This is a genomic window from Rhodococcoides fascians A25f, assembly GCF_000760935.2.
GTDB lineage: Bacteria > Actinomycetota > Actinomycetes > Mycobacteriales > Mycobacteriaceae > Rhodococcoides.
In genome coordinates, this window is record NZ_CP049744.1 from 1015525 (window position 1) to 1038672 (window position 23148).

A 23148-nucleotide genomic window follows, 5' to 3' on the forward strand; every position below is an offset into this window, starting at 1 on the left:
GCGGGGTCGAATTCCGCGAGCCTTGTCGATACCCGAGGTATTCAATACTCTAGGTATCGTGATTGCCGAGGAGCAAGAAAAGTGGGGGTCGACACAGTCGCAGCGACGACCGCAGCGTGCCGACGTGCGAGACCGATTGCTCGCCGCCGCTGCCGACGAGTTCACCGAAAAGGGTTATGCAGCAGCCAAACTCACTGATATCGCGGACCGCGCCGGCTTCACCAAGGGGGCCGTGTACTCGAACTTCGAGTCCAAGCAGGCGCTGTTCGCCGAGTTGCTCGCCAAACGCTCACTCGACCTCGCGGCCCGCGTGCTGGCCCACATCTCCGATCTGGATTCCGGTGCCGCAGCAGGAGCGGGCGGCAACGAGATCGCCTCGTGGGTGGTCGCCGAACCTCGCTGGCCGCTGCTCACCGTCGAGTTCGGCATCCTGGCCGGACGCGACCCGGCCGTCGCCGAGCGCTACCGCACCGACCGTCGAGCGCTGCGGCGTGAGCTCGAACGTCTCATCGCCGAACGCGCGGACCAGTGGGGCGTGGGCGACAAGTTCGATGCCCGACGCGTCGCGACGTCACTGACGGCCTTGATCTCCGGATTGGCCGTCGAACATTCGGTGGATCCGGAGGACATCGACGAGGGAATCATCGCCGACGCGGTGTCCGAACTGTTCGCCGGAGCGATAGCTAGGGCACATCTCGATTGAGGGTGACCGCACCGGGTAACCACGCAAGATGAATGCTCAGAATCCGGATCCGGACGTCACCGCAGGACTCGAAGCGGGTGGCGGCGTCACCCCAGGAGACACCCCGCCCGCCGAGACAGGTATCGGCGGACCCAACCACGAACCGCCGCAGCGCAGCCGAGTGATGCCGATCGTGATCATCTGCGTGGTCGCATTGCTGGCGATCCTGATCGCCGGTGGACTTATCGGTCGCGTCGTCGGCCTGTTCGGCTGATCCCGGACCTGTCTCGGGCGGTCAGTACGGAGGCCACCCACCCTCGGGGCCGAGAAGTCGGTTCAGTCGAATGTGGTTGATCTCCGCGAGCTCGTTGCGCATGATCTTGCGCTCGGTGCGGTCGTCGTTGTCGAGTCGGTGACCCAGATCCACCAGGATCTCGCGTGGCTCGAACCCCTCGGGTCCGAACATCACACTGGCCACGTACGGAAATCCGAAGCGCTCGTCGTAGGCGCGAGCAGCGGTTCCCAGCGCTCCTCGCGTGTTCGCATCCATGGCGGCGCACACTTTGCCGGGCTCCGGAAGATTGGCGGCGAGCGAATCGACGTCCTGGTCCGACAACTCGGCCAGTTCGGCATCGGCTGCGGAGAACAGGTCGGCGCGGGAGCGATAGCTGCGGCCGTCGGCCACCCGTGAAGCCCACGCCACCGAGCAGCAGCACTCGTACAGTGCGTGCACCGCTTTGCGACGCGGCAGGTCGTTGAACGTTTCCAGTCCCAATCCCTGGTGCATCAGCATGTGTCGATAGTGGGCCGACTGCGCCGGATGTACCAGAGCTGAGCAGGGACTTAGCGCAGACGTTACGCGCCGTAACATGCGGTGCGGCAATCTCAGGCGATCCCGCTAGGCTCGCACGCATGACGGAACGTACCTGGAAAGCCTTCTCTGTCGAGATCGCGGACCACATCGCGCAAGTGACACTTCTCGGGCCCGGCAAGGGCAACGCAATGGGCCCCGACTTCTGGAGCGAGAGCACCGAGCTGTTCGCGCAGCTCGATGCCGATCCCGAGGTTCGGGCAGTGGTGCTCGCCGGCTCCGGCAAGAACTTCACCTACGGACTGGATCTGGCCGCGATGGCAGGCACGTTCGGCCCTCTCATGGCAGACAAGGCGCTGGCCGGTCCTCGAACGTCCTTCCACGACACCATCAAGACGATGCAGAAGGCGATCAACGCCGTCGCGGACTGCCGCAAGCCCGTCGTCGCAGCGATCCAAGGCTGGTGCATCGGCGGTGGCGTCGACCTCATCACCGCCGCCGACGTGCGATACGCCAGCGCCGACGCGAAGTTCAGCGTGCGCGAGGTGCGGGTCGCGATCGTCGCCGACATGGGTTCTCTGGCCCGGCTCCCCGCGATCATCGGCGACGGCCACCTGCGTGAGCTCGCGTTGACCGGCAAGGACATCGACGCGGCCCGCGCCGAGAAGATCGGCCTGGTCAACGACGTGTTCGAGGACCACGATGCCACCCTCGCCGCCGCCCGTGAGTGCGCGGCCGCCATCGCCGCCAACCCGCCGCTGGTGGTGCAGGGCATCAAGACCGTACTGGACCACTCCCGGTCCTCCAGCGTCGACGACTCGCTGCGGTACGTGGCGGCCTGGAATGCCGCCTTCCTCGCCTCGCACGATCTCACCGAGGCGATCACCTCCGTGTTCGAGAAGCGGCCGGCTCAGTTCACCGGTAGCTGACGTGGTCGAGTTTGCCGAGGAGTTGGGCACCCAGCTGGTTCGATTGCAGCGCCTACGCGAGCGCAACATCGCGCAGATCTCGTCGTCGGGTGGCGTCGAAGGTGCCGCCTACGTCTGTCTGTTCCGGCTCTTGCGTGACGGGCCCATGAGGTCCAGTGAGCTTGCTGCCATGGTGAATTCGGATCCGTCGACGGTGAGCAGGCAGGTGGCTCAGCTCGTCGAACTGGGTCACGTCGAGCGGCTGCCCGACGAACGGGACGGTCGGGCCTTCGTCCTCGCGGTGACGCAGTCGGGCCAGGAAGTTGCCGCGGCGATTCAGCAACGCCGAACCGAGGCGCTCGGGCGAGTCATCGAGAAATGGGAGAGGGACGACAGATCGGCGCTGGTCGGGCTGTTGGATCGATTCTTGACCGATTACGAAACCGTCAGGCCGGACCTACCCGATCAGCGCACGGGTAACGTCTGAGCCGCGAGGAACCTGAACAGCGTGGGATCTCGAGTTCGTCCCGTACTCGTGATCCCAGCGACGATCGGGACGCAGGCGATGCCTTACCCGGACGCTCGAACTGCCCGAACGGACGGAGGGAATGTGGTGCCAACCGATCACGACGGGCCTCCCCAGTCCTCCGACCGGGGACCAGGATCGGCTTCGGTTCGGCTCGAACGCCGCGTTGCGAGAGGAATCGCAGTTCTCGTTCCGTCGTTCGGGTTGATCGGCTCGATCATCATGCTGTCCGGCGACGGCCCGGTCGGCGCGACGGCCGTCGTGATCTGCATGATCGTGCTGCTCTCGACCGTGCCGGTGGGAGCGTGGTGGTGGCTGCGCTCGGTCGACGCGTCGCACATGCCCGGGTGGTTCGTGATCTATGCCGACGTGGGCGTGTCCGTGATGTTGCTGACCTTCGACGACCGGGATCTCGCCCTGTACGGCGCGGCCCTGTTCTCGGTGATCGGCACCTACATCGCCTACTTCTCCCGGCGCAACGTGCTCAAATTCCACACCGCATTCGTCAACGCCGTGATTCTTCTGCTCGCCGTGTTGGCCGTCGTCGAGCAGCCGGGCGATCCCGCGTCGATCGTCGCGCGGGCACTGGTGACGGTGTTGGTGGTCAACTCGGTGCTGGCGTTCAGAGCCGTCATTCAGCGCCAACTCGACCTCGCCAATACGGACTCTCTGACAGGCCTGCTCAACAGACGGGGTCTGGAATTGCGACTCGACCGAATGATGGCTCGATTGACGGAGGAGCAGTCGGCGGCGCTGATGGTGGTCGATCTCGATCAGTTCAAGCTGGTCAACGACACCTACGGGCACGCCGTGGGCGACCGGGTCCTGCGCCGAACGGCCCGGCGCCTCACCGCCGCAACGGGTAGACGGCCCTGCGTGGCGCGCACCGGGGGCGAGGAATTCACGATCGCGGTACCGGTCTGCGGCGACTCGGCCGACCACCTCGCAGACGATATTCGCGAGGCAGTGCACGACGCGAGTGACGACGTGCCGGTCACGGTCAGCATCGGTGTCGCCGTACTCGATGCCGCTCGGTGGCGAGCGGCCGTGTCCTCGTACGCCGCAGCCGAGCTGGTGCGCAACGTGCTGCTCGATGCCGACACGGCAATGTACGAGTCGAAGCACGCGGGTGGAAACAGAACGACGGTGTATGCCGGCGATTGATCAGCCGGCACACACCGTCACTCGTTTGGGGAGAACGTCAGCGCAAGGCGCTCTTGGGGTCGTTCCACAACTGGTCCGTGAAATCCTCGAGCGCGACGAGAACGATGGTGTCCTCGGTGCGGCGCAGGATCGACTTGCTGGCGCGTACCTGAACGACGTCACCGGTCTTGTCGGTCATCCGCCACAGCGAATCCGCGCGGGTGGCCACCGTCGTCAAGAACATGTCGGCGACGTTGACCCCCTCCGGTGCCCGGTCGGGAAAGATGTCGTGCAGGTGGAAGTCGACGCGTTCGGTGCGGTCGAGACCGAACAGATCGTCGAAGGCCTCGTTTGCGAACACGATCGCACCGCTGGGATCGACAGCGAGGATCGGCACCGGAATTCGGTCGAGAACGACCGTCACCGGCAGATCGGGGAACTGCGTCGGATCCGAGATGGCCCGCGAGTCGAGATTGCGCCGATCACCGGCGGCGCCGTTGGAACTGCTGTCGGTCATAGGTCTCCCCAAACTGTGTTTCGTCGGCGCTCGGCCGAGACGAAGTGTGTAGTGCCGAAACGATCAGTGACCCGGATTGTCCGTCAAGCGCTTGAACGATGCGGCGATTTCGGCCTCGGCCTCTGCGCGCCCCACCCAGTCTGCCCCGGTGACGTGCTTGTTGGGTTCGAGATCCTTGTAATGGACGAAGAAATGCTTGATCGCGTCGAGCTCGAACGTCGATACGTCGCTCAGATCCTGGATGTGATCCCAGCGGGTGTCACCTGCAGGCACGCACAACACCTTGTCGTCGCCGCCCGCTTCGTCGACCATCTTGAACATCGCGACAGGCCGCGCCTCGACGATGACACCCGGGTAGACCGACTCGGGCAGCAGCACCAGTGCGTCCAGCGGATCGCCGTCCTCGCCGAGCGTGTTCTCGATGAAACCGTAATCGGCTGGATACGCCATCGCGGTGTAGAGGTAGCGGTCGAGGCGCACACGTCCGGTGACGTGGTCGACCTCGTACTTGTTGCGCTGCCCCTTGGGGATCTCGATGGTGACGTCGAACGGCACGTGCAGTCCTTACTGTCTTCGTCGAGCCGGTGGGGCCCGAGCGGTTACGAATGCGAAAGATGGTGGCGGCGCAAGGCTACCGGACCCGAGGATACTGTTGACTGGACGATCATGGGTACGACCACGGCAATGACGGAGGAACGGTGGCGGGGCTGACACGGCGGTTCCTCGGTCCCACAGCGGGCCGGCGGCGCAGGAAGAAGCGGTTGATCCTGACGCTGTGCGCGGTGTTCGTGGTGATCCTTGCCGTGACCACCGCCGCGCTCGTGCTCCCGTCGGTGTCCGACGGTGCCGAGACCGCGATCGCGCCGCCGCCCGACACCGTGCTGCCGAACCCGAAGATCACTGCGTTTCCCGAGTCCGCACCGTCGCCCAGCTCGGCGGGGCTGGCCGGCGCACTGGCCGGGGTGGTGGACGATTCCGATCTCGGCACCTTCACCGGAACCGTCGCCGACGCACAGACCGGCCAGGTTCTGTGGTCCCGGAACCCCGATGCGCCGATGACTCCGGCCTCGACGACCAAGGTGCTCACCGCGGCCGCCGCGATGCTCGCGCTCCCGGCCGATCACCGCGTCACCACTCGCGTCGTCCAGGGCAGCGGCGAAGGAAACATCGTGCTGATCGCGGGCGGAGACCCCACGCTCACCGCACTGCCGGTCGGCACCGTCGGGTTCTATCCGGGCGCGGCCCGCATCGACGATCTCGTGGAGCAGATCCGCCGCAGCGGAACGACGGTACGCAGCATCAGCGTCGACACCTCGATCTACTCCGGCGACACCATGGCGCAGGGCTGGTTTCCAGCCGACATCGCCGCCGGTTCGATCACCCCGATCGAACCGATCATGCTCGACGGCGGAAGGTCCGATCCGCTCGTCGACGAGTCACCCCGCAGCACCACTCCGGCGCTCGACGCGGGCCGCGCACTGGCGGCAGGACTGGGCGTCGATCCGGCGGCAGTGACGACGGGTACGGCCGCCGAGGGCGCCGATCAGCTCGCGTCGGTGCAGTCCGCCCCGCTGCGAAACCGCTTGCAGCAGATGATCTATCGCTCCGACAACGTCCTCGCCGAGGCGGTCGGACGCGAACTGTCGATCGACATGAACACGGCAGCAAGCTTTTCCGGCGCGGTGGCGGCCATCGGACAGACTCTCTACACGGCAGGTTTCGATATGGCCGGGTTGGCTCTGGAGGATGCCAGTGGGCTGTCGGTGGACGGCAAGATTCCGGCCCGACTGCTCGATCAGGTGCTGACCTCGGCCGCCGGATCCGAACAGCCGACGTTGCGTCCGATGCTCGACTACCTGCCCGTCGCCGGTGCCACCGGAACGTTGTCGGATCGGTATGCCTCGGGGGATCGAACCGGAGCGGGTTGGGTGCGAGCCAAGACCGGAACCCTCTCCAATGCAAGCGCTCTCGCGGGATACGTCGTCGATGTCGACGGCCGTGTGCTGACCTTCGCGCTGATGTCGAACGACCGGCCACCCGAGGTCAGTCGCCCCGCCCTCGATGCCGTGGCATCGACCTTGAGATTGTGTGGTTGCCAGTGAAGTCAGCAGCAGCGGCGAGTGCCGACGAGAACGAGAGCACGTCCGGGTTCGCCGGTGCGGTCGATTGGTCGGTAGCCGCCAAAGCCGGGGCAAAGCTGGCCCGGCCGGGTCCGGCCACCTCGCGCTACACCGCCGAGGCGGCCGTGGAAGAGCTTGCCGCCGCATCGATTCGAGCCGAGGGGCCGGTTCGTGAGACCACCGGTCTGGCCGATGGGCTCCCGGTGCCCGACGCCCAGGTGGTCGATCGAGCAGGCTGGATCGCCGCGGCCGCGTCGTCGATGAAGCACCTCACCGGGGACGACGACGACACGCCACCGTCGGGGCTCCTCGGCGGAAAACCCGCAGGACTTCAGGCGGGCGCGATGCTGGCGTTTCTCTCCAGTGCCATTCTGGGACAGTACGATCCGTTCACCGGGGAGAACGGAACGTTGCTGCTGGTCGCACCGAACGTGATTGCCGTCGAACGCGCACTGCGCGTCTCGCCCAGCGACTTCCGCCTGTGGGTGTGCCTGCACGAAGTGACGCACCGAGTGCAGTTCTCCTCCGCGCCGTGGCTCGGCGGCTACATGCGCGAGAACGTGGGGGTGCTCTCCGACGGCACCGACGAGCCACTCTCGGACGTCGCCAATCGGTTGACCGGTGCGTTGAAGGCCCGCAAGAATCCGAGCGGAACGACAAAATCGGAGGACGCAGGCATCGTCGGCCTGCTGCGTGCCACCCAACCCCAGCCGCAGCGCGACGCCATCGATCGGCTCCTGGTGCTCGGTACTCTGCTCGAAGGCCACGCCGACCACGTGATGGACGCCGTCGGGCCGGCCGTCGTGCCGACCGTGACGCAGATTCGCGGTGCATTCGACCAACGGCGACGACGCAAGGTCAACCCGCTCCAACGCGTCGTCCGGGCATTGCTGGGGATGGATGCGAAGATGGCGCAGTACGTCCGCGGCAAGGCATTCGTCGATCACGTGGTCGCCGCAGTGGGAATGGAACGCTTCAACACCGTGTGGACGGGCCCCGACACGCTGCCGCTGCTGTCCGAAATCGAGAACCCGGACGCGTGGATCGCGCGAGTTCTGGGCTAGTGCTCTTGCCCGAGGGAGTGGAGCCTGCGGAACGACCCAGATTGCCCGAGGGCCCCGCGTTGCTCGAGATCAGGCATGCGGTGCGGGCGTGGCTCGCTGCGCACCCCGGTCCGGTTGCCGTTGCGCTGTCCGGTGGCGCGGATTCGCTCGCCTTGACGGCCGCGGGCGTGGCCGAGGCCCCGAACGTGCGTGCGCTGATCGTCGACCACGGTCTTCAGGAGGGTTCGGCCGAGGTCGCGGCGACGGCGGCGGCACGGGCGCTGGAGTTGGGTGTGGTCGATGCCCGGGTTCTGCCGGTGCACGTCACCGGTTCCGGAGGGACGGAAGCAGCGGCCCGCAGAGCCAGATACGACGCGTTGAATCTCGCGCGCGGCGACGCGTCGGTGCTGGTGGCGCACACTCTCGACGATCAGGCCGAGACGGTGCTGCTCGGGTTGGGCCGCGGATCGGGGCCGCGGTCGATTGCGGGCATGACGGCGTTCGCCGCACCGTGGGGCCGTCCGCTGCTCGGAGTCAGGCGGGCGATCACCCGGGCCGCGTGCGTCGAGCTGGGGCTCGAGCCGTTCGAGGATCCGCACAACACCGATACCGATTTCACTCGGGTGCGGCTGCGCCACGAGGTGTTGCCGTTGCTCGAGGACGTGCTGGGCGGCGGCGTCGCCGCTGCGCTCGCGCGGACGGCCGAGCAGTTGCGTGAGGACGGCGACGTGCTCGACGCGCTTGCCGGGTCCGTTGCAGACACCGACGGATCGGACATCGAGGTCTCGGCGATCGAGACGCTCGCCCCCGCAGTACGCCGCCGCGTGCTGCGCCGATGGTTGCTCGGCCGGGGAGTGACGTCGTCGACCGATCGACAGCTCCGAGCCGTCGATGCCCTTGTCGTACGGTGGACTGGCCAGGGCGGGGTTGCCCTGCCAGGCGGAACGCCCGACGCCAGGTTGGTGTGCTCGCGTCGACGTGGCAGGCTGAGCGTCGGCCTGGAGAACGAATGAAGGGAAACCCCGTGTACGAGGGCGACATCGAATCGGTTCTCATTTCCGAGGAACAGATCAAAGCGCGCACTGCGGAACTCGCAGAAGAGATCGCCAAGCGGTATCCCGAAGGCTCCCCGGAAGGCGACCTGCTCCTGGTCGGCGTCCTCAAGGGCGCGATCATGTTCATGACCGACTTCGCCCGGGCGCTGCCGATCCCGGCGCAGCTCGAGTTCATGGCGGTCAGCTCCTACGGCTCGTCGACGTCGTCCTCCGGCGTCGTCCGGATTCTCAAGGACCTCGACCGCGACATCACCGGACGCCACGTGCTGATCGTCGAGGACATCATCGACTCCGGTCTGACGCTGAGCTGGCTCAAGCGCAACCTCGCGACCCGCTCGCCTGCCTCGCTCTCGGTGGTGACCCTGCTGCGCAAGCCCGACGCCATCAAGGTCGACGTCGAGGTCGCGAACGTGGGCTTCGACATCCCCAACGAGTTCGTCGTGGGATACGGCCTCGACTACAACGAGCGCTACCGAGATCTGCCGTACATCGGCCTGCTGGACCCCAAGGTCTACAGCTGAGCCGTGTCGTTCGGTCCACCCGGTTCGCGTGAACCGCCCCGCGTGAATGGACCATTGCCGCGCCGACACGTATGCAATGGTCCATCGATGCGGATAGGGTGCCGAAGAGGTGGGGAACTGCCGGGGGAGTGCGGTCGTTGGAGGGGAAGAAGCGTCGACGCAAACTGGTGCGTGGACGCAGAGCGCCAGGTATGAGCGAGTCAGATGTCCGAGTCTCGCGCTAGCCTGGAGTATCCGGCGGGCAGGGAGCAGCCAGCGCGCGGGAGCGGACTGAAAGGACACGGCCGAGTCGGCTGAAGCTGTATGAATCGGAAGACAGTAATACGAAATCTTGCCATCGTTTTCGGCATTCTGTTGGTGATCTATGCCTTCAGTTACTTCGGTAACGACACGCGGGACTGGAAGACGGTCGACACCTCGGTGGCGATCGCCCAGCTCGATGATCGCAACGTCGAGTCCGCGCAGATCGACGACCGTGAGCAACAGGTTCGGCTGACACTCAAAGAGGCCTCCGACGCCACCGACAACGAGACGAAGATCATCGCGAAGTACCCGGACTCGGCGTCCGAGCAGATCTTCGACAAGGTCGACTCGCAGGGCCTCGACAGCTACAACACCACCGTCACCCAGGAGAGCTGGTTCAGCTCCTTCCTGCTGCTGATCCTTCCGATGGTGCTGATCCTCGGCGTGATCATCTTCGTGATGAGCCGCATGCAGGGTGGCGGTCGCGGCGGAGTCATGGGCTTCGGCAAGTCCAAGGCCAAGCAGCTGACGAAAGACATGCCCAAGACCACCTTCGCCGACGTGGCAGGTGCGGACGAGGCCGTCGAAGAGCTGTACGAGATCAAGGATTTCCTGCAGAACCCAGCGCGCTACCAAGCGCTCGGTGCCAAGATTCCGCGCGGCGTGCTGCTCTACGGCCCTCCCGGAACCGGCAAGACGCTGCTCGCGCGCGCCGTCGCAGGCGAGGCGGGCGTCCCGTTCTTCACCATCTCGGGCTCGGACTTCGTCGAGATGTTCGTCGGTGTCGGTGCATCCCGCGTGCGCGACCTCTTCGAGCAGGCCAAGCAGAACAGCCCCTGCATCATCTTCGTCGACGAGATCGACGCCGTCGGTCGCCAGCGCGGTGCAGGTATGGGCGGCGGTCACGACGAGCGCGAGCAGACGCTCAACCAGTTGCTCGTCGAGATGGACGGCTTCGGTGAGCGCACCGGCGTGATCCTCATCGCCGCGACCAACCGCCCCGACATCCTCGACCCCGCGCTGCTGCGTCCGGGCCGCTTCGATCGGCAGATCCCGGTCGGTGCCCCCGACCTGGCCGGCCGTCGAGCAATCCTGAAGGTGCACTCGGCAGGCAAGCCCGTTGCTCAGGACGCCGACCTCGAGGGTCTCGCCAAGCGAACCGTCGGAATGTCGGGTGCAGACCTGGCCAACGTCATCAACGAAGCGGCGCTGCTCACCGCGCGTGAGAACGGCACCGTCATCACCGAGGCTTCCCTCGAGGAGTCGGTGGACCGCGTCGTCGGTGGTCCGCGTCGCAAGAGCCGCATCATCAGCGAGCACGAGCGCAAGATCACCGCGTACCACGAGGGTGGACACACACTCGCCGCGTGGGCGATGCCCGATATCGAGCCGGTCTACAAGGTCACCATCCTCGCGCGCGGCCGTACCGGCGGCCATGCGATGACGGTGCCCGAGGACGACAAGGGCCTGATGACGCGGTCGGAAATGATCGCTCGTCTCGTGATGGCCATGGGCGGCCGCGCAGCGGAGGAGCTCGTGTTCCACGAGCCGACCACCGGTGCGTCATCCGACATCGACCAAGCCACCAAGATCGCCCGCGCGATGGTCACCGAGTACGGCATGAGCAGCAAGCTCGGAGCCGTTCGGTACGGGCAGGAACAGGGCGACCCGTTCCTCGGCCGTTCGATGGGTCAGCAGTCCGACTTCTCGCACGAGGTCGCCCGTGAGATCGACGAGGAGGTGCGCAAGCTCATCGAGGCCGCGCACACCGAAGCGTGGGCCATCCTCAACGAGTACCGCGACCTGCTCGACACCCTTGCCTCCGAGCTGCTCGAACGTGAGACGCTCACCCGCAAGGACCTGGAGAAGATCTTCCACAGCGTCACCAAGCGCCCGCGCATCACCTTGTTCAACGACTTCGGTGACCGCAAGCCCTCGGACAAGCCGCCGGTGAAGACTCCGCGCGAACTTGCCGCCGAGCGCGGCGAGCCGTGGCCTCCGGTGCCGCCGGCTCCGAAACAGCTTCCGCCGCAACAGGTTCCGCAGCCCAGTTACTCCGGTTCGCCGCAGCTGAGCAAGGGCGGCTACCCGAACGGAAGCAACGGATACAACGGCGGCCCGGTCAACGGTGCTCCGACGAACGGCGCTCCCACGAACGGTGCCCCGACGAACGGGATTCCGAGCAACGGTGCCCCGAGCAACGGCGGCCCGATGCATGGTGGCGGCTACAACGGCGGTGGCCCCAACGGCAATTACGGCGGTGCTCCCAACGGCGGTGCTCCCAACGGCGGTGCTCCCAACGAGGGCGGCTACTCCGAGGGCTATCGCAGACCGGAACCACGGCCGGCCCCCAACTCGGGTTCACGGCCCGATTACGGCGCTCCGGCAGGATGGTCTGCTCCGGGCTGGCCGCCGCGCGATCAGCCGTCGGTCCCGCGCTACCAAGGCCCGACCACTCCGCCGGCCCAGAACCAGCCGACTCGTGAGCAGCCGGAATCGGATCGGCCGGAACAGAATCGGTACGAGCCTCCTCAGGGCCAGCCGACCTACCGACAGCACCCGACGTATCAGCAGCCGCCGTCGTACCAACCGCCGACCGGCCAACAGGCGTACCAACCGCCGCAGTATCAGCCGGATCCGTTCCGGCCGGATACGCGGGATCAAGGTCGGACGTCTCGACACGCGCCTCCGTACGGCGAGAACGCGGACGGTTCCGCGCACGAGGAGCCGTCGGCTGCGTCGTGGCAGGTGCCCGGTCCGTCGCAGAACTACCCGCTTCCCGGTGACGACCGTTCCGGCGACACTTCGTCCGAGGATTCGCGGCGCGACGAGCGAGCCGAGGACGACGGCGACGAAGGTCCGCAGACGCACCGCTGGGAAGGGCCGGGGGGTTCGTACCGCTAGGCCTGTCATTAGGCTTGCTGGGTCGATCGTGACGGTCGGCCCAGCACGTCGTTCGAACTGTGTTGGGCTCATCCGCAATTGTTCGCTTCGGACCGTTGCAGGTGGGCCCAGCCGTCACATTCGTGAAGCCCAAACGGAGGTACGTTCACGTGTCAGTCAATCGGACCGACGAGTCGACCAGCGACTCGGCAGAAGTCCCGGCAGTCGAGCAGCGAGCGGTCGAGCAGACGGTTGCCTACGCCACCGGGGCAGTCTTCGACCAGCCTCGCGCCGAGGCCGCAGTACGTGAGTTGTTGATCGCCGTCGGCGAGGATCCCGATCGCCCCGGCCTGCTCGACACCCCGGCCCGCGTCGCGCGTTCCTACCGCGAAATCTTCGCCGGGCTCTACACCGACCCGGACACGGCGTTGAACACGACGTTCGACGAGGGACATCAGGAACTGGTACTCGTCCGCGACATCCCGATGTACTCCACGTGCGAGCACCACCTGGTCTCGTTCCATGGCGTCGCACACGTTGGATACATCCCCGGCAAGAGCGGCAAGGTCACGGGCCTGTCGAAACTGGCGCGCGTGGTGGACATGTACGCCAAGCGTCCTCAGGTGCAGGAACGTCTGACCAGTCAGATCGCCGACGCCTTGATGCGCAAGCTCGATCCGCGCGGAGCGATCGTCGTCATCGAGGCCGAACACCTGTGCATGGCGATGCGCGGAATTCGCAAGCCGGGGGCCAGCACCACCACCTCGGCCGTGCGCGGTCTGCTGCAGTCCAGCGCGGCATCGCGTTCGGAAGCACTGGACCTGATTCTGCGGAAATGACGCGACCGGTCGATACCCGATGAGTCTTGCGAGGAGTATCCCGTCGGCCCCCGTCGTCATGGGCGTTCTCAACGTCACTGCCGACTCCTTTTCCGACGGCGGTCGGTACCTCGACGTCGACGCCGCCGTCGAGCACGGGTTGGCGATGCATCGCCGCGGAGTCGACGTCGTGGACATCGGTGGTGAATCGACGCGTCCAGGGGCCGACCGAATCGACCCGGTTCTCGAGGCTGAGCGTGTGGTGCCGGTGATCGCTGCGCTGGCCGCAGAAGGCGTGGTGACCAGTGTCGATACGATGCGCGCCTCGGTTGCCGAGGCCGCCATCGAGGCGGGCGTGTCGATAGTGAACGACGTATCGGGCGGACGGGCCGATTCGGCCATGGCCGGGGTGGTCGCGGACGGCGGGTTGCCGTGGATCCTGATGCACTGGCGGGCCGCCGGGTCCGAGTATCGGCACTCCGGTCCGGCCGACCGGTACGACGACGTGGTTGCCGACGTACGCAGCGAACTACTGGAACAGGTCGATCGTGCGGTGGCCGCGGGGGTCGACGAATCGGCGCTCGTGCTCGACCCCGGCCTCGGCTTCGCCAAGAACGCCCAGCACAACTGGCAACTGCTGCGCGGCCTACCCGAGCTGGTGGCGGCCGGTTTTCCGGTACTCGTAGGTGCCTCTCGCAAACGCTTCCTCGGGTCGCTTCTGGCCGACGAAGACGGTTCGCCTCGACCGCCGGACGGACGCGAGATCGCCACGGCCGTCGTCTCGGCACTCGCCGTCGCAGGCGGCGCTTGGGGTGTGCGGGTGCACGACGTCCAGGCGTCACTCGACGCGGTCGCCGTCGTGAAGGCATGGCAGGGTGATCGGGCATGAGCGAGAGCAGTAGCCCTGAGATCAGTGGCCCCGAGATCAGTGGCCCCGAGATCAGTGGCCGCGACGGTCTCGGAACGCGTCGCAGCGACCGCATCGAACTACGTGGCCTGACGGTCCGCGGAAATCACGGAGTCTTCGACTTCGAGAAGCGTGACGGTCAGGACTTCGTCGTCGACATCACCGTGTGGATGAGCCTTCGTCCCGCAGCCGAGAGCGATGATCTGACCGAGACGCTGCACTACGGCGAACTGGCCGAACGTGCCGCGGCCGTGATCTCGGGACCTTCCCGGGACCTGATCGAGACGGTCTCGGCCGAGATCGCCGAGGTGGTGCTGGCATACGATTCCCGCGTCGACGCGGTGGAAGTAGTGCTGCACAAGCCGTCTGCCCCCATCCCACTGTCATTCGAGGACGTGGCCGTGGTGGCGTACCGGGAGCGGACGTGACGCGTGCGGTGCTGTCGATCGGCAGCAACATCGGCGACTCGATGGGCCACTTACGTTCTGTGACAACAGAATTGGGATCGCGAATCGTTGCTTGTTCGGCCGTCTACCGATCTGCGCCCTGGGGTGGCGTCGAGCAGCAGGATTTTCTCAATGCGGCCCTGGTGGCCGAGGACGACGCGTACGACCCCTGGGACTGGTTGTGCCTGGGGCAGCAACTCGAGGAAGCGGCGGATCGCGTTCGAGTGCAGCGGTGGGGGCCACGCAGCCTCGACGTCGACGTGATCGTGTGCGACGACGTGATCAGCGAGGACCCTCGACTGCTACTGCCGCATCCCCGCGCGCACGAGCGGGCATTCGTGCTGCTGCCGTGGCTGGACGTCGAACCCGACGCCACCTTGCGCGTCGGTGACGAGGATGTGCCGGTGACCGAGTTGCTGTCGCGATTGAGTGCGGAGGAGCGTGCCGGAGTCGTACGTCTCGACGGCATCGGTGATCGCCTGTGGTGACCAATCCCACCAAGGTCGGGGATGTCTTGGGTATTTTCCTGGTCGCCTCGGTCGGCACCTGGCTGCTGGTCCGGGTTTTCTACGGTTCGTTGCCGCCGATTCCGGTGTACGCCGGGGCGTCGTTGTATCTGGTGGCGGTGGTGGAAGTGGTGACCGCGGTGATCGTCCGCAATCGCATCGCGGAGCACCGCGTGGGCACCGGTCTGCACGATCTGAATCCGTTGACGGTCTACAGGGCGCTCGTGCTGGCGAAGGCATCGATGCTGGTGGGGACGGCTGTCGTCGGGGTGTGTGTCGGATTTCTGGTGTATGTGATGCCGCGTGCCACGACGGTGCGGGCGGCGTCGTCCGATCGGGTCGGGGCGATGGTGGCGCTGGTTGCGGGAGTGGCCGTCGTCGGTGCCGCGGTGTGGCTCGAGCAATGTTGCCGAACCCCGAAAGATCGGGACGACGAGCGTTCCCGGTAACGCACGAAACATTTGATTGTTACCTCGGTTGTGTAAGCGATCGGCCGAGGATGACTATTTGCGAACGGGTTGCCAGTTACCCTTGTGAACATGACAGATCAGACTCGCGCAAAGAAGGGGCGCCGAAACAGGCGTAGTGCGAGCCAGCTGTTTCTTGCGGCGCTCGTCGTGTTCGGCATCGTCGCCAGTGTGTTCCTGTTGTTCACCGAGAGTGTTCAGTGGATGAGGGTCGGTGTTCTCTCCGCGCTGTGGGCTGCCGTGATCGGTGCTTTCGCAATGACCAAGTACCGCCGGGAATCGGCTGCGGACCAGACCAAGGCCAAGGATCTGCAGACGGTCTACGAGTTGCAGTTGGCCCGTGAGATTTCGGCGCGACGCGAGTACGAGATGAGCGTCGAGGCCAGGGTTCGTAGCGAATCGCGAATGGAGATCGACGAAGTCGCAGCATTGCGCAACGAACTCGCCGCGCTCCGCCAGAACCTGCAGGTGCTGTTCGACGGCAATCTGCCGACCGAACGTGTCGCGTTACGGGCCGAGGCGATGAGAATGCAGGAACTCGGCGGTCGGCGATACGACAGCTACCAGCCTGCGCCGTCCGGCTTGTACATCCCCGGTGGTGGGAACAGCAATGGTGTCGGAACTCCCTACGACGAGCCGGTCACGGCCGAGACGTCGGTGGTGTACCCCGAAGGACCGGACGAGATGCCGCAGGCCACCGCCGCGCAGGGTTCGTACGCCGAGAACTCGTTCGAGACCGAGGAGCCGAGCTACGACGCGACGGCAACAGCGGTGGACGAGGTCGATGCTTTCGAGCGCCCAGCAGCGCGACCGCGTCCGTACGGCGCGCCGAGGCCGGCCGCGCGAGTCACTCCGCCCAGCTCGCCGTTCACGGCGTACAACTTCGAGCAGACGCGTCCGCCGGCAGCGGAGCCGGACGCGCAGGACTACGAACCTCGGCCCGCCGCGGAAACGTACGAGGCCGAGACCGACGTGGCCGAGGAGTACCAGGCCCCCGAAGTTCAGGCCCCCGAGTTTCAGGCCGAGGAGTTCTCGACTCCCGTCGAGCCTGATCAGCCCGAGTATTCCGAAACCGAGCCTGCAGCGGACTACGTCTCGGGTCCTGCGTACGGATCGGACTCGGCCCAGGACGGCGACCCCTACCCGGCGTCGCGCAGTGCGTTGCGTGAATCGGCGGATGCGTTCTTCTCGGCCGATCGTGACCACGAGACTTCGGCTGCGGATACTTCCAGTTCGCCTCGGCGCGGTCGTAGGCGCGCAGAGTCGACCGACGAGGATGCCACCGGCGCACACTCGAACGGTCGTTCCGTCGCCGAGATCATGGCCGGTCTGGCCGGCGGCGACTCGGCCGACACGACGACCACCGACGCAGGCACGCGGCGTCGTCGCCGTCGCGCAGACTGAGAACCAGATCACACCGGTTTTCCATGGCACCGCCGGTGCCGCTGTCGCTATTGTTCCCTGCAGGACGTCTGGTACCCGCCGAGCGGGACTGGAACGAACGAGAGGAAGTTTTCGGTGACCTCATCAGGGTTCACTGGTGGTCTGTCTCCAGCTCGATTGACGGTGGGTGTCGTCTCGGCCGGGCGGGTAGGTACTGCATTCGGTGAGGCGCTCGAACGCGTCGGACACGTTGTCGTGGGTGCTGCGGCTGTGTCGGACGCGTCGCTCGCTCGGGTGCGCGACCGTTTGCCCGAGTCGCAGGTTCTGCCTGTCGACGACGTCGCTCGCCGCGCAGAACTGCTCATTCTTGCTGTGCCGGACAGTGAACTGGCGTCGATCGTCGCCGGCCTGGCAGCAACGGGAGCGGTGGCGCCCGGCAAGTTGGTGGTGCACACCTCCGGTGCGAACGGCGTCTCGGTCCTCGAACCACTGGCCGCCCTCGGTGCCGTGCCTCTTGCCATCCATCCGGCCATGACGTTCAGCGGCAGAGCCGAGGACACCGACCGGATGACGGCGGCGTGTTTCGGGATCACCGCGGGTGACGAGATCGGTTACGCCGTCGCGCAGGCTCTGGTGCTCGAGATCGGCGGCGAGCCGGTGCATGTGGCCGAGAACAATCGGGCGCTCTACCACGCTGCGCTCGCGCACGGTAGCAATCACCTCGTCACCCTTGTGGTCGACGCGGTCGAGGCGCTTCGAGTTGCGTTGGCCGGACCGGGTTTTCCTGGCTCCGACGCCGAACGTGGTGTGCCCGAGCGTGTTCTGGCTCCACTGCTCGAAGCTGCGCTGGACAATGCACTGCGCAACGGGCAATCGGCGCTCACCGGCCCGGTGGCCCGAGGCGATACCGCCGCCGTCGGTAAGCACCTCGACGTGCTGGGGACCGTCGATCCTCGAATCGCTGCCGGGTATCGGGCGCTGTCTCTTCGCTCTGCGCAGCGCATCGGTGCCAGGGCAGACCTGATCGAACTTCTGGAAGGGAAGCAATGACCCTCGCGGGTAGCTACGCCAAGGGGCAGTTGACAGTTCACCACGATCCCGCGGTGATCACGTCGGTGTCCAAGGCCCTACGGGGTGTCGGGAAGCAGGTCGCGCTGGTGCCGACCATGGGTGCGCTGCACGCCGGTCACCTGCAATTGGTGCGCCAGGCCAAGCTCACCGGCGCGGTGGTCATCGTGTCGATCTTCGTCAACCCCCTTCAGTTCGGGGTCGGCGAGGATCTCGATGCCTACCCACGAACCCTCGACGCCGATGTCGCTCTGCTCCGCGAGGAGGGCGTCGAGCTGGTCTTCGCGCCGTCGGTATCGGACATGTATCCGTCGGGACCGCGCACCACCGTCAATCCCGGACCGCTCGGCGCAGAACTCGAAGGCGGCAGCAGGCCAACGCATTTCGCGGGTATGCTCACCGTCGTCGCCAAGCTGCTGCAGATCGCGGCTCCCCATCGCGCGTACTTCGGGGAAAAGGACTACCAGCAGCTGACGCTGATCCGGCAGATGGTGCGAGATTTGAACTTCGACGTCGCCGTCATCGGGGTACCGACGGTCCGCGAGCAGGACGGTCTCGCACTGTCCTCGCGTAACCGGTATCTGGACCCCGAGCAGCGAGATGCGGCGATGGCCCTGTCGGCCGCGCTGGTGGCCGGGGCACACGCTGCGGCGGGCGGCACGGAGGCCATCATCGCCACTGCGCGTGCCGTTCTGGACGAGGCACCGCTGGTGCAGGTCGATTACCTCGAGGTACGAGACCCGCATCTCGGCCCGGCTCCCGAGCGCGGAGACGGCAGACTGCTCGTGGCAGCCAAGGTGGGCACCACGAGATTGATCGACAACGTCGGTGTCGCCGTCGGCACCGGCTTTCTTGAATACCCCGACGATCCCAAAAGTGGAGAGTGACACGATGTTTCGTACCATGATGAAGTCCAAGATCCATCGCGCCACCGTCACGCATGCAGACCTGCACTACGTGGGCTCGGTGACTGTCGATCAGGATCTGATGGAGGCCGCCGATCTGCTCGAAGGCGAGCAGGTCACCATCGTCGATATCGACAACGGGGCTCGGCTGGAAACCTATGTGATCACCGGTGAGCGCGGCAGCGGGGTCATCGGAATCAACGGAGCTGCAGCGCATTTGGTGAACCCAGGTGACCTGGTCATTCTGATCGCCTACGGGGTGATGAACGAGCAGGAAGTAGCCGACTACGCGCCTCGGGTCGTGTTCGTCGACGAGAAGAACCGGCCGGTCGAACTCGGCAGCGACCCGGCTCATGCGCCTGCGGGCTCGGGTCTGATCACGCCGCGCGATCTGCGGGCCGATTCCGTGCTGGTCTGATTTCGATGCTCCTCGCGATCGATGTGCGCAACACCAGCACCGTGGTCGGGCTGTTCACCGGCACCGGTGATCACTCGAAGCTGCTGCGGGACTGGCGCATTCGAACTGACCCTCATGTGACGGCCGACGAGCTGGCGTTGATGTTGCGTGGGTTGCTCGGAGCCGATTCGGAACAGATCACCGGTATCACCGCGCTGTCGACGGTGCCGTCGGTGCTGCGAGAGATGCGCACCATGCTCACGCGCTACTGGGATCATGTGGTACACGTGGTCGTCGAACCCGGCGTCCGGACCGGTGTTCCGCTGCTGGTGGACAATCCCAAAGAAGTCGGAGCCGATCGGATCGTCAATACCCTTGCCGCGCATGATCTGTACGACTCGGCGTGCATCGTGGTGGATTTCGGCACCACCACCTGCGTCGACGTCGTATCGGCCAAAGGGGAATTCCTCGGCGGTGCCATTGCACCCGGCCTCGAAATGTCGGCGTGGGCGATGTCGACCCGCACCGCCACGCTGCGCGAGGTGGAGATGGTCCGACCGCGGTCGGTACTGGGCAAGAACACCGTCGAATGCATCCAGTCGGGCACCATCTTCGGGTTCGCGGGCCTGGTGGACGGTCTCGTCGGACGGATCAGGCGCGAGGTGCCGGAGGTTACCGGTAAGGACGTCGCGGTCATCGGCACCGGAGACATCGCGGCGCTGATCCTGCCCGAGTCGACCACCATCGAGCACCACGAACCGGACCTGACGCTCGAGGGGCTCCGCTTGGTCTACGAACGCAACATGGCAAAGCGGCGGCCACGCTAGATGTTTCAGTGGCGTCCGCGCTGAATGCTTCGGTGAGCGGGTAGCGCATCGGGCGTTCGTGTGTCAGAATCGTCGGCGTGATGACGTGCATGGCCACCCAGGAGTGTTGTCGAGGCTGACCGTTGCCTCGTTCGTCACACACCCCTGGAGTAGAGCTTCATGCTTTCCACACCTGTATTTTCTGCACCCTCCCGACCCACATTGTCCTCGCGGTCGGTCTCGACGTTTCCGACGCGGCTGCGTCCTCCCGACCTGCTGCGGATCACCGACCAAGGCGCATCGGACGTCCTAGAAGGTCGCTTCGACCACCTGCTACCCGGCGGTGGGCTGTGGCCTACCGACGAGCGCTGGGCCACTCGACTGCATTCCGACGACGATCTGGACGTTTGGTTGATCAGCTGGGTTCCCGAGCGATCCACCGAACTGCACGATCACGCCGGATCGCTCGGTGCACTGACCGTCCTGAGTGGGTCCCTGCTCGAATATCGTTGGGCAGGAACCGAACTGAAGGAGCGTCATCTCGACGCTGGAGATCAGGCGGCCTTCCCGCTGGGATGGGTGCACGACGTGATGCACGATCCGGCGTCGACCACGACCGGGCCCACTCTCAGCGTGCACGCATACTCACCGCCACTGACGGCGATGTCCTACTACGAGGTCACAGAGCGCGCGACTCTGCGCCGCACCCGCAGCGAGCTCACCGACGAACCCGAGAAGGCCACACGATGACCATTCACACCATGACCATCGTCGACATGCTCGAATCCGCTCGCGAGACCATCGACCGCATCACCGTCTTCGAGCTGCGCGACGCAGTCGACCGCGGTGCCGTCGTGATCGACATTCGCCCGCAGGCCCAGCGTGCCGTCGAGGGAACGCTGCCCGGCGCGCTGGCCATCGAACGCAACGTTCTCGAATGGCGTTTGGATCCCACCAGCGACGCGCGTCTGGCGATCGCCACCGACCACGACGTCGAGTGGATCGTCATCTGCTCCGAGGGCTATACCTCCTCGCTCGCGGCCGCGTCGCTCAAGCTGCTGGGTCTGCACAAGGCCACCGATCTGGTCGGCGGCTATCAGGCCCTCAAATCGGCCGGGCTGCTCGGAGTGTTGACGCAGGCCAAGCACTGCGTTCGTGAGGCAGAGGCCGTCGCAGCGCACTGACCGTCCTTACCCGCTCGGACTGTAAAGTATCTGCGCGTGAGTGATACAGCTTCTACCCAGCCCGCCGACGACACCCCGGAGCAGCTACGGATTCGTCGTGCCAAGCGCGCTGCGCTGCTCGAGCGCGGGGTCGAGGCGTACCCGGTGTCGGTTCCGCGGACCCATTCCCTGCTCGAGATCCGCACCGAGTTTCCCGAGCTCGAAGCCGACACGACCACCGGTCTCATCGTGGGAGTCGTCGGCCGCGTCATCTTCGTCCGCAACACCGGCAAGCTCTGCTTCGCCACGCTGCAGGAGGGCGACGGTACCCAGCTGCAGGCGATGATCAGCCTGGCCGGCGTCGGCGAGGACGCCCTCGCAGCATGGAAGGCCGATGTCGACCTCGGCGACTTCGTGTTCGTGCACGGAGAGGTGATCAGCTCCCGACGCGGCGAGCTCTCGGTCATGGCAGATGCGTGGCAGATCGCGTCGAAGTCGTTGCGGCCGTTGCCCGTCGCGCACAAGGAACTGAGCGAAGAGACGCGCATCCGGCAGCGTTACCTGGATCTGATCACAAACCCGACCTCGCGTGAAACTGCGCGCAAGCGCATCGCTGTGGTTCGCGAGCTGCGCAACGCGCTCGAGCGTCGCGGCTTCCTCGAAGTCGAGACACCGATGCTGCAGACGCTGCACGGCGGTGCCGCGGCCCGGCCGTTCGTCACCCATTCCAATGCCATGGACACAGATCTCTTTCTGCGGATCGCGCCGGAGCTGTTCCTCAAGCGATGCGTCGTCGGCGGCATCGAGAAGGTCTTCGAGATCAATCGCAACTTCCGTAACGAAGGTGCCGACTCCTCGCACTCGCCGGAGTTCGCGATGCTCGAGACGTACGAGGCCTACGGCACGTACGACGATTCGGCGAAGATGACGCGTGAGCTCGTTCAGGAAGTGGCCATGGCCGCGCTGGGATCGACGGTCGTGACGTTGCCCGACGGCACCACCTACGATCTCGGCGGAGAATGGGCGACGCTGGAGATGTACCCGTCGTTGTCGGAGTCGCTCGGGTTCGACGTCACCCCCGACACCACCGTCGACGAACTGCTCGCGATCGCGGACAAGGTCGGGCTGGACGTGCCGCGCAAGGACGGCGTCCCGATCTACGGCCACGGCAAGCTGGTCGAGGAGCTGTGGGAACACCAGGTGGGTGACGCGTTGACCGAGCCGACGTTTGTTCGCGATTTCCCCGTCGAGACGTCCCCGCTGACGCGGCAGCACCGGAGCAAGCCCGGCGTCACCGAGAAGTGGGACCTGTACGTTCGCGGATTCGAGCTGGCGACCGGATACTCCGAGTTGATCGACCCGATCATCCAGCGCGAGCGTTTCGAGGACCAAGCTCGTCAGGCTGCGGCGGGCGACGACGAGGCGATGGTTCTGGACGAGGACTTCCTCGCCGCGATGGAGCAGGGCATGCCGCCGACCACCGGAACGGGCATGGGCATCGACCGTCTGTTGATGGCGCTGACCGGCCTCGGCATCCGCGAAACGATCCTGTTTCCGATCGTCAAGCCCTCCCAGGCCTGATCGGTCGGTACAGCGCTGTTCGCCAGCAGCGGACATCGAATGGGAAACGTTTTGCATTGTGCCTGCGTTATGAACAGTAAGCAGGCAAGGCAGTCCGTATTCGCGGGCGGTTGCGCAGCATTTCAGGGGTGGAGGGTCGGCGTTCGTAACGTCGGCCAACTACAGTGAGTACCAGTCTTACCTTCAAATGCACAAGCGACCTCAGCGTATGGACACTGCGGCGCTAGAAGAACTGGTGGGCGAGCTACC

Annotated in this window: 26 protein-coding genes; 23 read left to right on the forward strand and 3 right to left on the reverse strand. The window is 65.7% G+C overall.

Annotated elements, in window-relative coordinates; translation table 11 throughout:
* Positions 1-124 precede the first annotated feature (124 nt).
* Both BH93_RS04775 and BH93_RS04780 read left to right on the forward strand, forming a co-directional pair.
* Positions 125-703, forward strand: coding sequence for a TetR/AcrR family transcriptional regulator (locus tag BH93_RS04775; protein ID WP_032380709.1), 579 nt, complete (start codon positions 125-127; stop codon positions 701-703).
* Positions 704-731: 28 nt separating this feature from the next.
* Complete coding sequence (locus BH93_RS04780; protein WP_032380119.1) at positions 732-956, forward strand: DUF6480 family protein; 225 nt, start codon at positions 732-734, stop codon at positions 954-956.
* A gap of 21 nt (positions 957-977) precedes the next feature.
* Here BH93_RS04780 and BH93_RS04785 read toward each other — a convergent pair whose 3' ends face one another.
* Positions 978-1475 (reverse strand): 2-oxo-4-hydroxy-4-carboxy-5-ureidoimidazoline decarboxylase, encoded by a 498-nt coding sequence (locus BH93_RS04785; RefSeq protein WP_037178163.1) that lies wholly within the window; start codon positions 1473-1475, stop codon positions 978-980.
* A gap of 119 nt (positions 1476-1594) precedes the next feature.
* On the opposite strand from BH93_RS04785, the gene BH93_RS04790 reads away from it, so the two are divergent.
* The 3 genes from BH93_RS04790 to BH93_RS04800 all read left to right on the forward strand — a co-directional run bounded on the left by BH93_RS04790 (position 1595) and on the right by BH93_RS04800 (position 4091).
* Positions 1595-2422 (forward strand): crotonase/enoyl-CoA hydratase family protein, encoded by an 828-nt coding sequence (locus BH93_RS04790; RefSeq protein WP_032380121.1) that lies wholly within the window; start codon positions 1595-1597, stop codon positions 2420-2422.
* Position 2423: 1 nt separating this feature from the next.
* Positions 2424-2888, forward strand: coding sequence for a MarR family winged helix-turn-helix transcriptional regulator (locus tag BH93_RS04795; RefSeq protein WP_032380122.1), 465 nt, complete (start codon positions 2424-2426; stop codon positions 2886-2888).
* A gap of 126 nt (positions 2889-3014) precedes the next feature.
* Positions 3015-4091, forward strand: a complete 1077-nt coding sequence (locus tag BH93_RS04800) for a GGDEF domain-containing protein (RefSeq protein WP_242459117.1) — start codon at positions 3015-3017, stop codon at positions 4089-4091.
* Between the two features lie 37 nt (positions 4092-4128).
* Here the strand turns inward: BH93_RS04800 and BH93_RS04805 are convergent, their stop codons facing one another.
* Positions 4129-4587, reverse strand: a complete 459-nt coding sequence (locus tag BH93_RS04805) for a PAS domain-containing protein (protein ID WP_032380123.1) — start codon at positions 4585-4587, stop codon at positions 4129-4131.
* 63 nt (positions 4588-4650) lie between these two features.
* A complete protein-coding gene (locus tag BH93_RS04810) occupies positions 4651-5142 on the reverse strand; it encodes an inorganic diphosphatase (RefSeq protein ID WP_032380124.1) in 492 nt (163 codons plus the stop codon).
* 143 nt (positions 5143-5285) lie between these two features.
* On the opposite strand from BH93_RS04810, the gene dacB reads away from it, so the two are divergent.
* The 18 genes from dacB to lysS all read left to right on the forward strand — a co-directional run bounded on the left by dacB (position 5286) and on the right by lysS (position 22899).
* Entirely contained in the window at positions 5286-6689 is a 1404-nt protein-coding gene (dacB, locus tag BH93_RS04815; protein ID WP_032380125.1) for a D-alanyl-D-alanine carboxypeptidase/D-alanyl-D-alanine endopeptidase, read from the forward strand.
* On the forward strand, positions 6674-7771 hold the full coding sequence (locus BH93_RS04820; RefSeq protein WP_032380126.1) for a zinc-dependent metalloprotease: 1098 nt from the start codon (positions 6674-6676) through the stop codon (positions 7769-7771). Before dacB ends, BH93_RS04820 begins: the two co-directional genes overlap by 16 nt.
* A gap of 5 nt (positions 7772-7776) precedes the next feature.
* Positions 7777-8763: a tRNA lysidine(34) synthetase TilS gene (gene tilS / locus BH93_RS04825; protein WP_242459118.1), complete on the forward strand. Its 987-nt coding sequence runs from the start codon at positions 7777-7779 to the stop codon at positions 8761-8763.
* Between the two features lie 11 nt (positions 8764-8774).
* The gene (hpt, locus tag BH93_RS04830) at positions 8775-9326 is read left to right on the forward strand and encodes a hypoxanthine phosphoribosyltransferase (protein ID WP_032380712.1); all 552 of its coding nucleotides are present in this window, start codon (positions 8775-8777) and stop codon (positions 9324-9326) included.
* Between the two features lie 303 nt (positions 9327-9629).
* Entirely contained in the window at positions 9630-12473 is a 2844-nt protein-coding gene (gene ftsH, locus BH93_RS04835) for an ATP-dependent zinc metalloprotease FtsH (RefSeq protein ID WP_037178161.1), read from the forward strand.
* A 149-nt stretch (positions 12474-12622) separates the two neighbouring features.
* Entirely contained in the window at positions 12623-13291 is a 669-nt protein-coding gene (gene folE, locus BH93_RS04840) for a GTP cyclohydrolase I FolE (RefSeq protein ID WP_037178265.1), read from the forward strand.
* A 19-nt stretch (positions 13292-13310) separates the two neighbouring features.
* Positions 13311-14159, forward strand: coding sequence for a dihydropteroate synthase (folP, locus tag BH93_RS04845; RefSeq protein WP_037178158.1), 849 nt, complete (start codon positions 13311-13313; stop codon positions 14157-14159).
* On the forward strand, positions 14156-14605 hold the full coding sequence (gene folB / locus BH93_RS04850) for a dihydroneopterin aldolase (protein WP_242459119.1): 450 nt from the start codon (positions 14156-14158) through the stop codon (positions 14603-14605). The genes folP and folB overlap by 4 nt, the downstream gene beginning before the upstream one ends.
* Entirely contained in the window at positions 14602-15111 is a 510-nt protein-coding gene (gene folK, locus BH93_RS04855) for a 2-amino-4-hydroxy-6-hydroxymethyldihydropteridine diphosphokinase (RefSeq protein WP_037178155.1), read from the forward strand. Before folB ends, folK begins: the two co-directional genes overlap by 4 nt.
* Positions 15108-15578, forward strand: coding sequence for a DUF3180 domain-containing protein (locus BH93_RS04860; RefSeq protein ID WP_032403783.1), 471 nt, complete (start codon positions 15108-15110; stop codon positions 15576-15578). Before folK ends, BH93_RS04860 begins: the two co-directional genes overlap by 4 nt.
* A 90-nt stretch (positions 15579-15668) precedes the next feature.
* Entirely contained in the window at positions 15669-17000 is a 1332-nt protein-coding gene (locus BH93_RS04865) for a DUF6779 domain-containing protein (protein WP_052065963.1), read from the forward strand.
* A 114-nt stretch (positions 17001-17114) separates the two neighbouring features.
* Entirely contained in the window at positions 17115-18029 is a 915-nt protein-coding gene (locus tag BH93_RS04870) for a Rossmann-like and DUF2520 domain-containing protein (protein WP_037178152.1), read from the forward strand.
* Positions 18026-18934, forward strand: coding sequence for a pantoate--beta-alanine ligase (gene panC / locus BH93_RS04875; protein WP_037178149.1), 909 nt, complete (start codon positions 18026-18028; stop codon positions 18932-18934). The genes BH93_RS04870 and panC overlap by 4 nt, the downstream gene beginning before the upstream one ends.
* Before the next feature lie 4 nt (positions 18935-18938).
* Complete coding sequence (gene panD / locus BH93_RS04880) at positions 18939-19370, forward strand: aspartate 1-decarboxylase (protein ID WP_032380718.1); 432 nt, start codon at positions 18939-18941, stop codon at positions 19368-19370.
* 5 nt (positions 19371-19375) lie between these two features.
* Entirely contained in the window at positions 19376-20176 is an 801-nt protein-coding gene (locus tag BH93_RS04885; protein WP_032380131.1) for a type III pantothenate kinase, read from the forward strand.
* Between the two features lie 159 nt (positions 20177-20335).
* On the forward strand, positions 20336-20905 hold the full coding sequence (locus BH93_RS04890) for a cysteine dioxygenase (protein WP_037178146.1): 570 nt from the start codon (positions 20336-20338) through the stop codon (positions 20903-20905).
* 11 nt (positions 20906-20916) lie between these two features.
* Positions 20917-21339, forward strand: a complete 423-nt coding sequence (locus BH93_RS04895) for a rhodanese-like domain-containing protein (protein ID WP_032380719.1) — start codon at positions 20917-20919, stop codon at positions 21337-21339.
* Between the two features lie 36 nt (positions 21340-21375).
* Entirely contained in the window at positions 21376-22899 is a 1524-nt protein-coding gene (lysS, locus tag BH93_RS04900) for a lysine--tRNA ligase (RefSeq protein ID WP_037178143.1), read from the forward strand.
* The last annotated feature ends 249 nt before the right edge of the window (positions 22900-23148 follow it).

Coding starts and splice junctions, on each gene's coding strand:
- BH93_RS04780 (WP_032380119.1), top strand. CDS start 732: ATGAATGCTCAGAATCCGGATCCGGACGTCACCGCAGGACTCGAAGCG.
- BH93_RS04785 (WP_037178163.1), bottom strand. CDS start 1,475: ATGCTGATGCACCAGGGATTGGGACTGGAAACGTTCAACGACCTGCCG.
- BH93_RS04790 (WP_032380121.1), top strand. CDS start 1,595: ATGACGGAACGTACCTGGAAAGCCTTCTCTGTCGAGATCGCGGACCAC.
- BH93_RS04805 (WP_032380123.1), bottom strand. CDS start 4,587: ATGACCGACAGCAGTTCCAACGGCGCCGCCGGTGATCGGCGCAATCTC.
- ftsH (WP_037178161.1), top strand. CDS start 9,630: ATGAATCGGAAGACAGTAATACGAAATCTTGCCATCGTTTTCGGCATT.
- folP (WP_037178158.1), top strand. CDS start 13,311: ATGAGTCTTGCGAGGAGTATCCCGTCGGCCCCCGTCGTCATGGGCGTT.
- folB (WP_242459119.1), top strand. CDS start 14,156: ATGAGCGAGAGCAGTAGCCCTGAGATCAGTGGCCCCGAGATCAGTGGC.
- BH93_RS04865 (WP_052065963.1), top strand. CDS start 15,669: ATGACAGATCAGACTCGCGCAAAGAAGGGGCGCCGAAACAGGCGTAGT.
- panC (WP_037178149.1), top strand. CDS start 18,026: ATGACCCTCGCGGGTAGCTACGCCAAGGGGCAGTTGACAGTTCACCAC.
- panD (WP_032380718.1), top strand. CDS start 18,939: ATGTTTCGTACCATGATGAAGTCCAAGATCCATCGCGCCACCGTCACG.
- BH93_RS04885 (WP_032380131.1), top strand. CDS start 19,376: ATGCTCCTCGCGATCGATGTGCGCAACACCAGCACCGTGGTCGGGCTG.
- BH93_RS04890 (WP_037178146.1), top strand. CDS start 20,336: ATGCTTTCCACACCTGTATTTTCTGCACCCTCCCGACCCACATTGTCC.
- BH93_RS04895 (WP_032380719.1), top strand. CDS start 20,917: ATGACCATCGTCGACATGCTCGAATCCGCTCGCGAGACCATCGACCGC.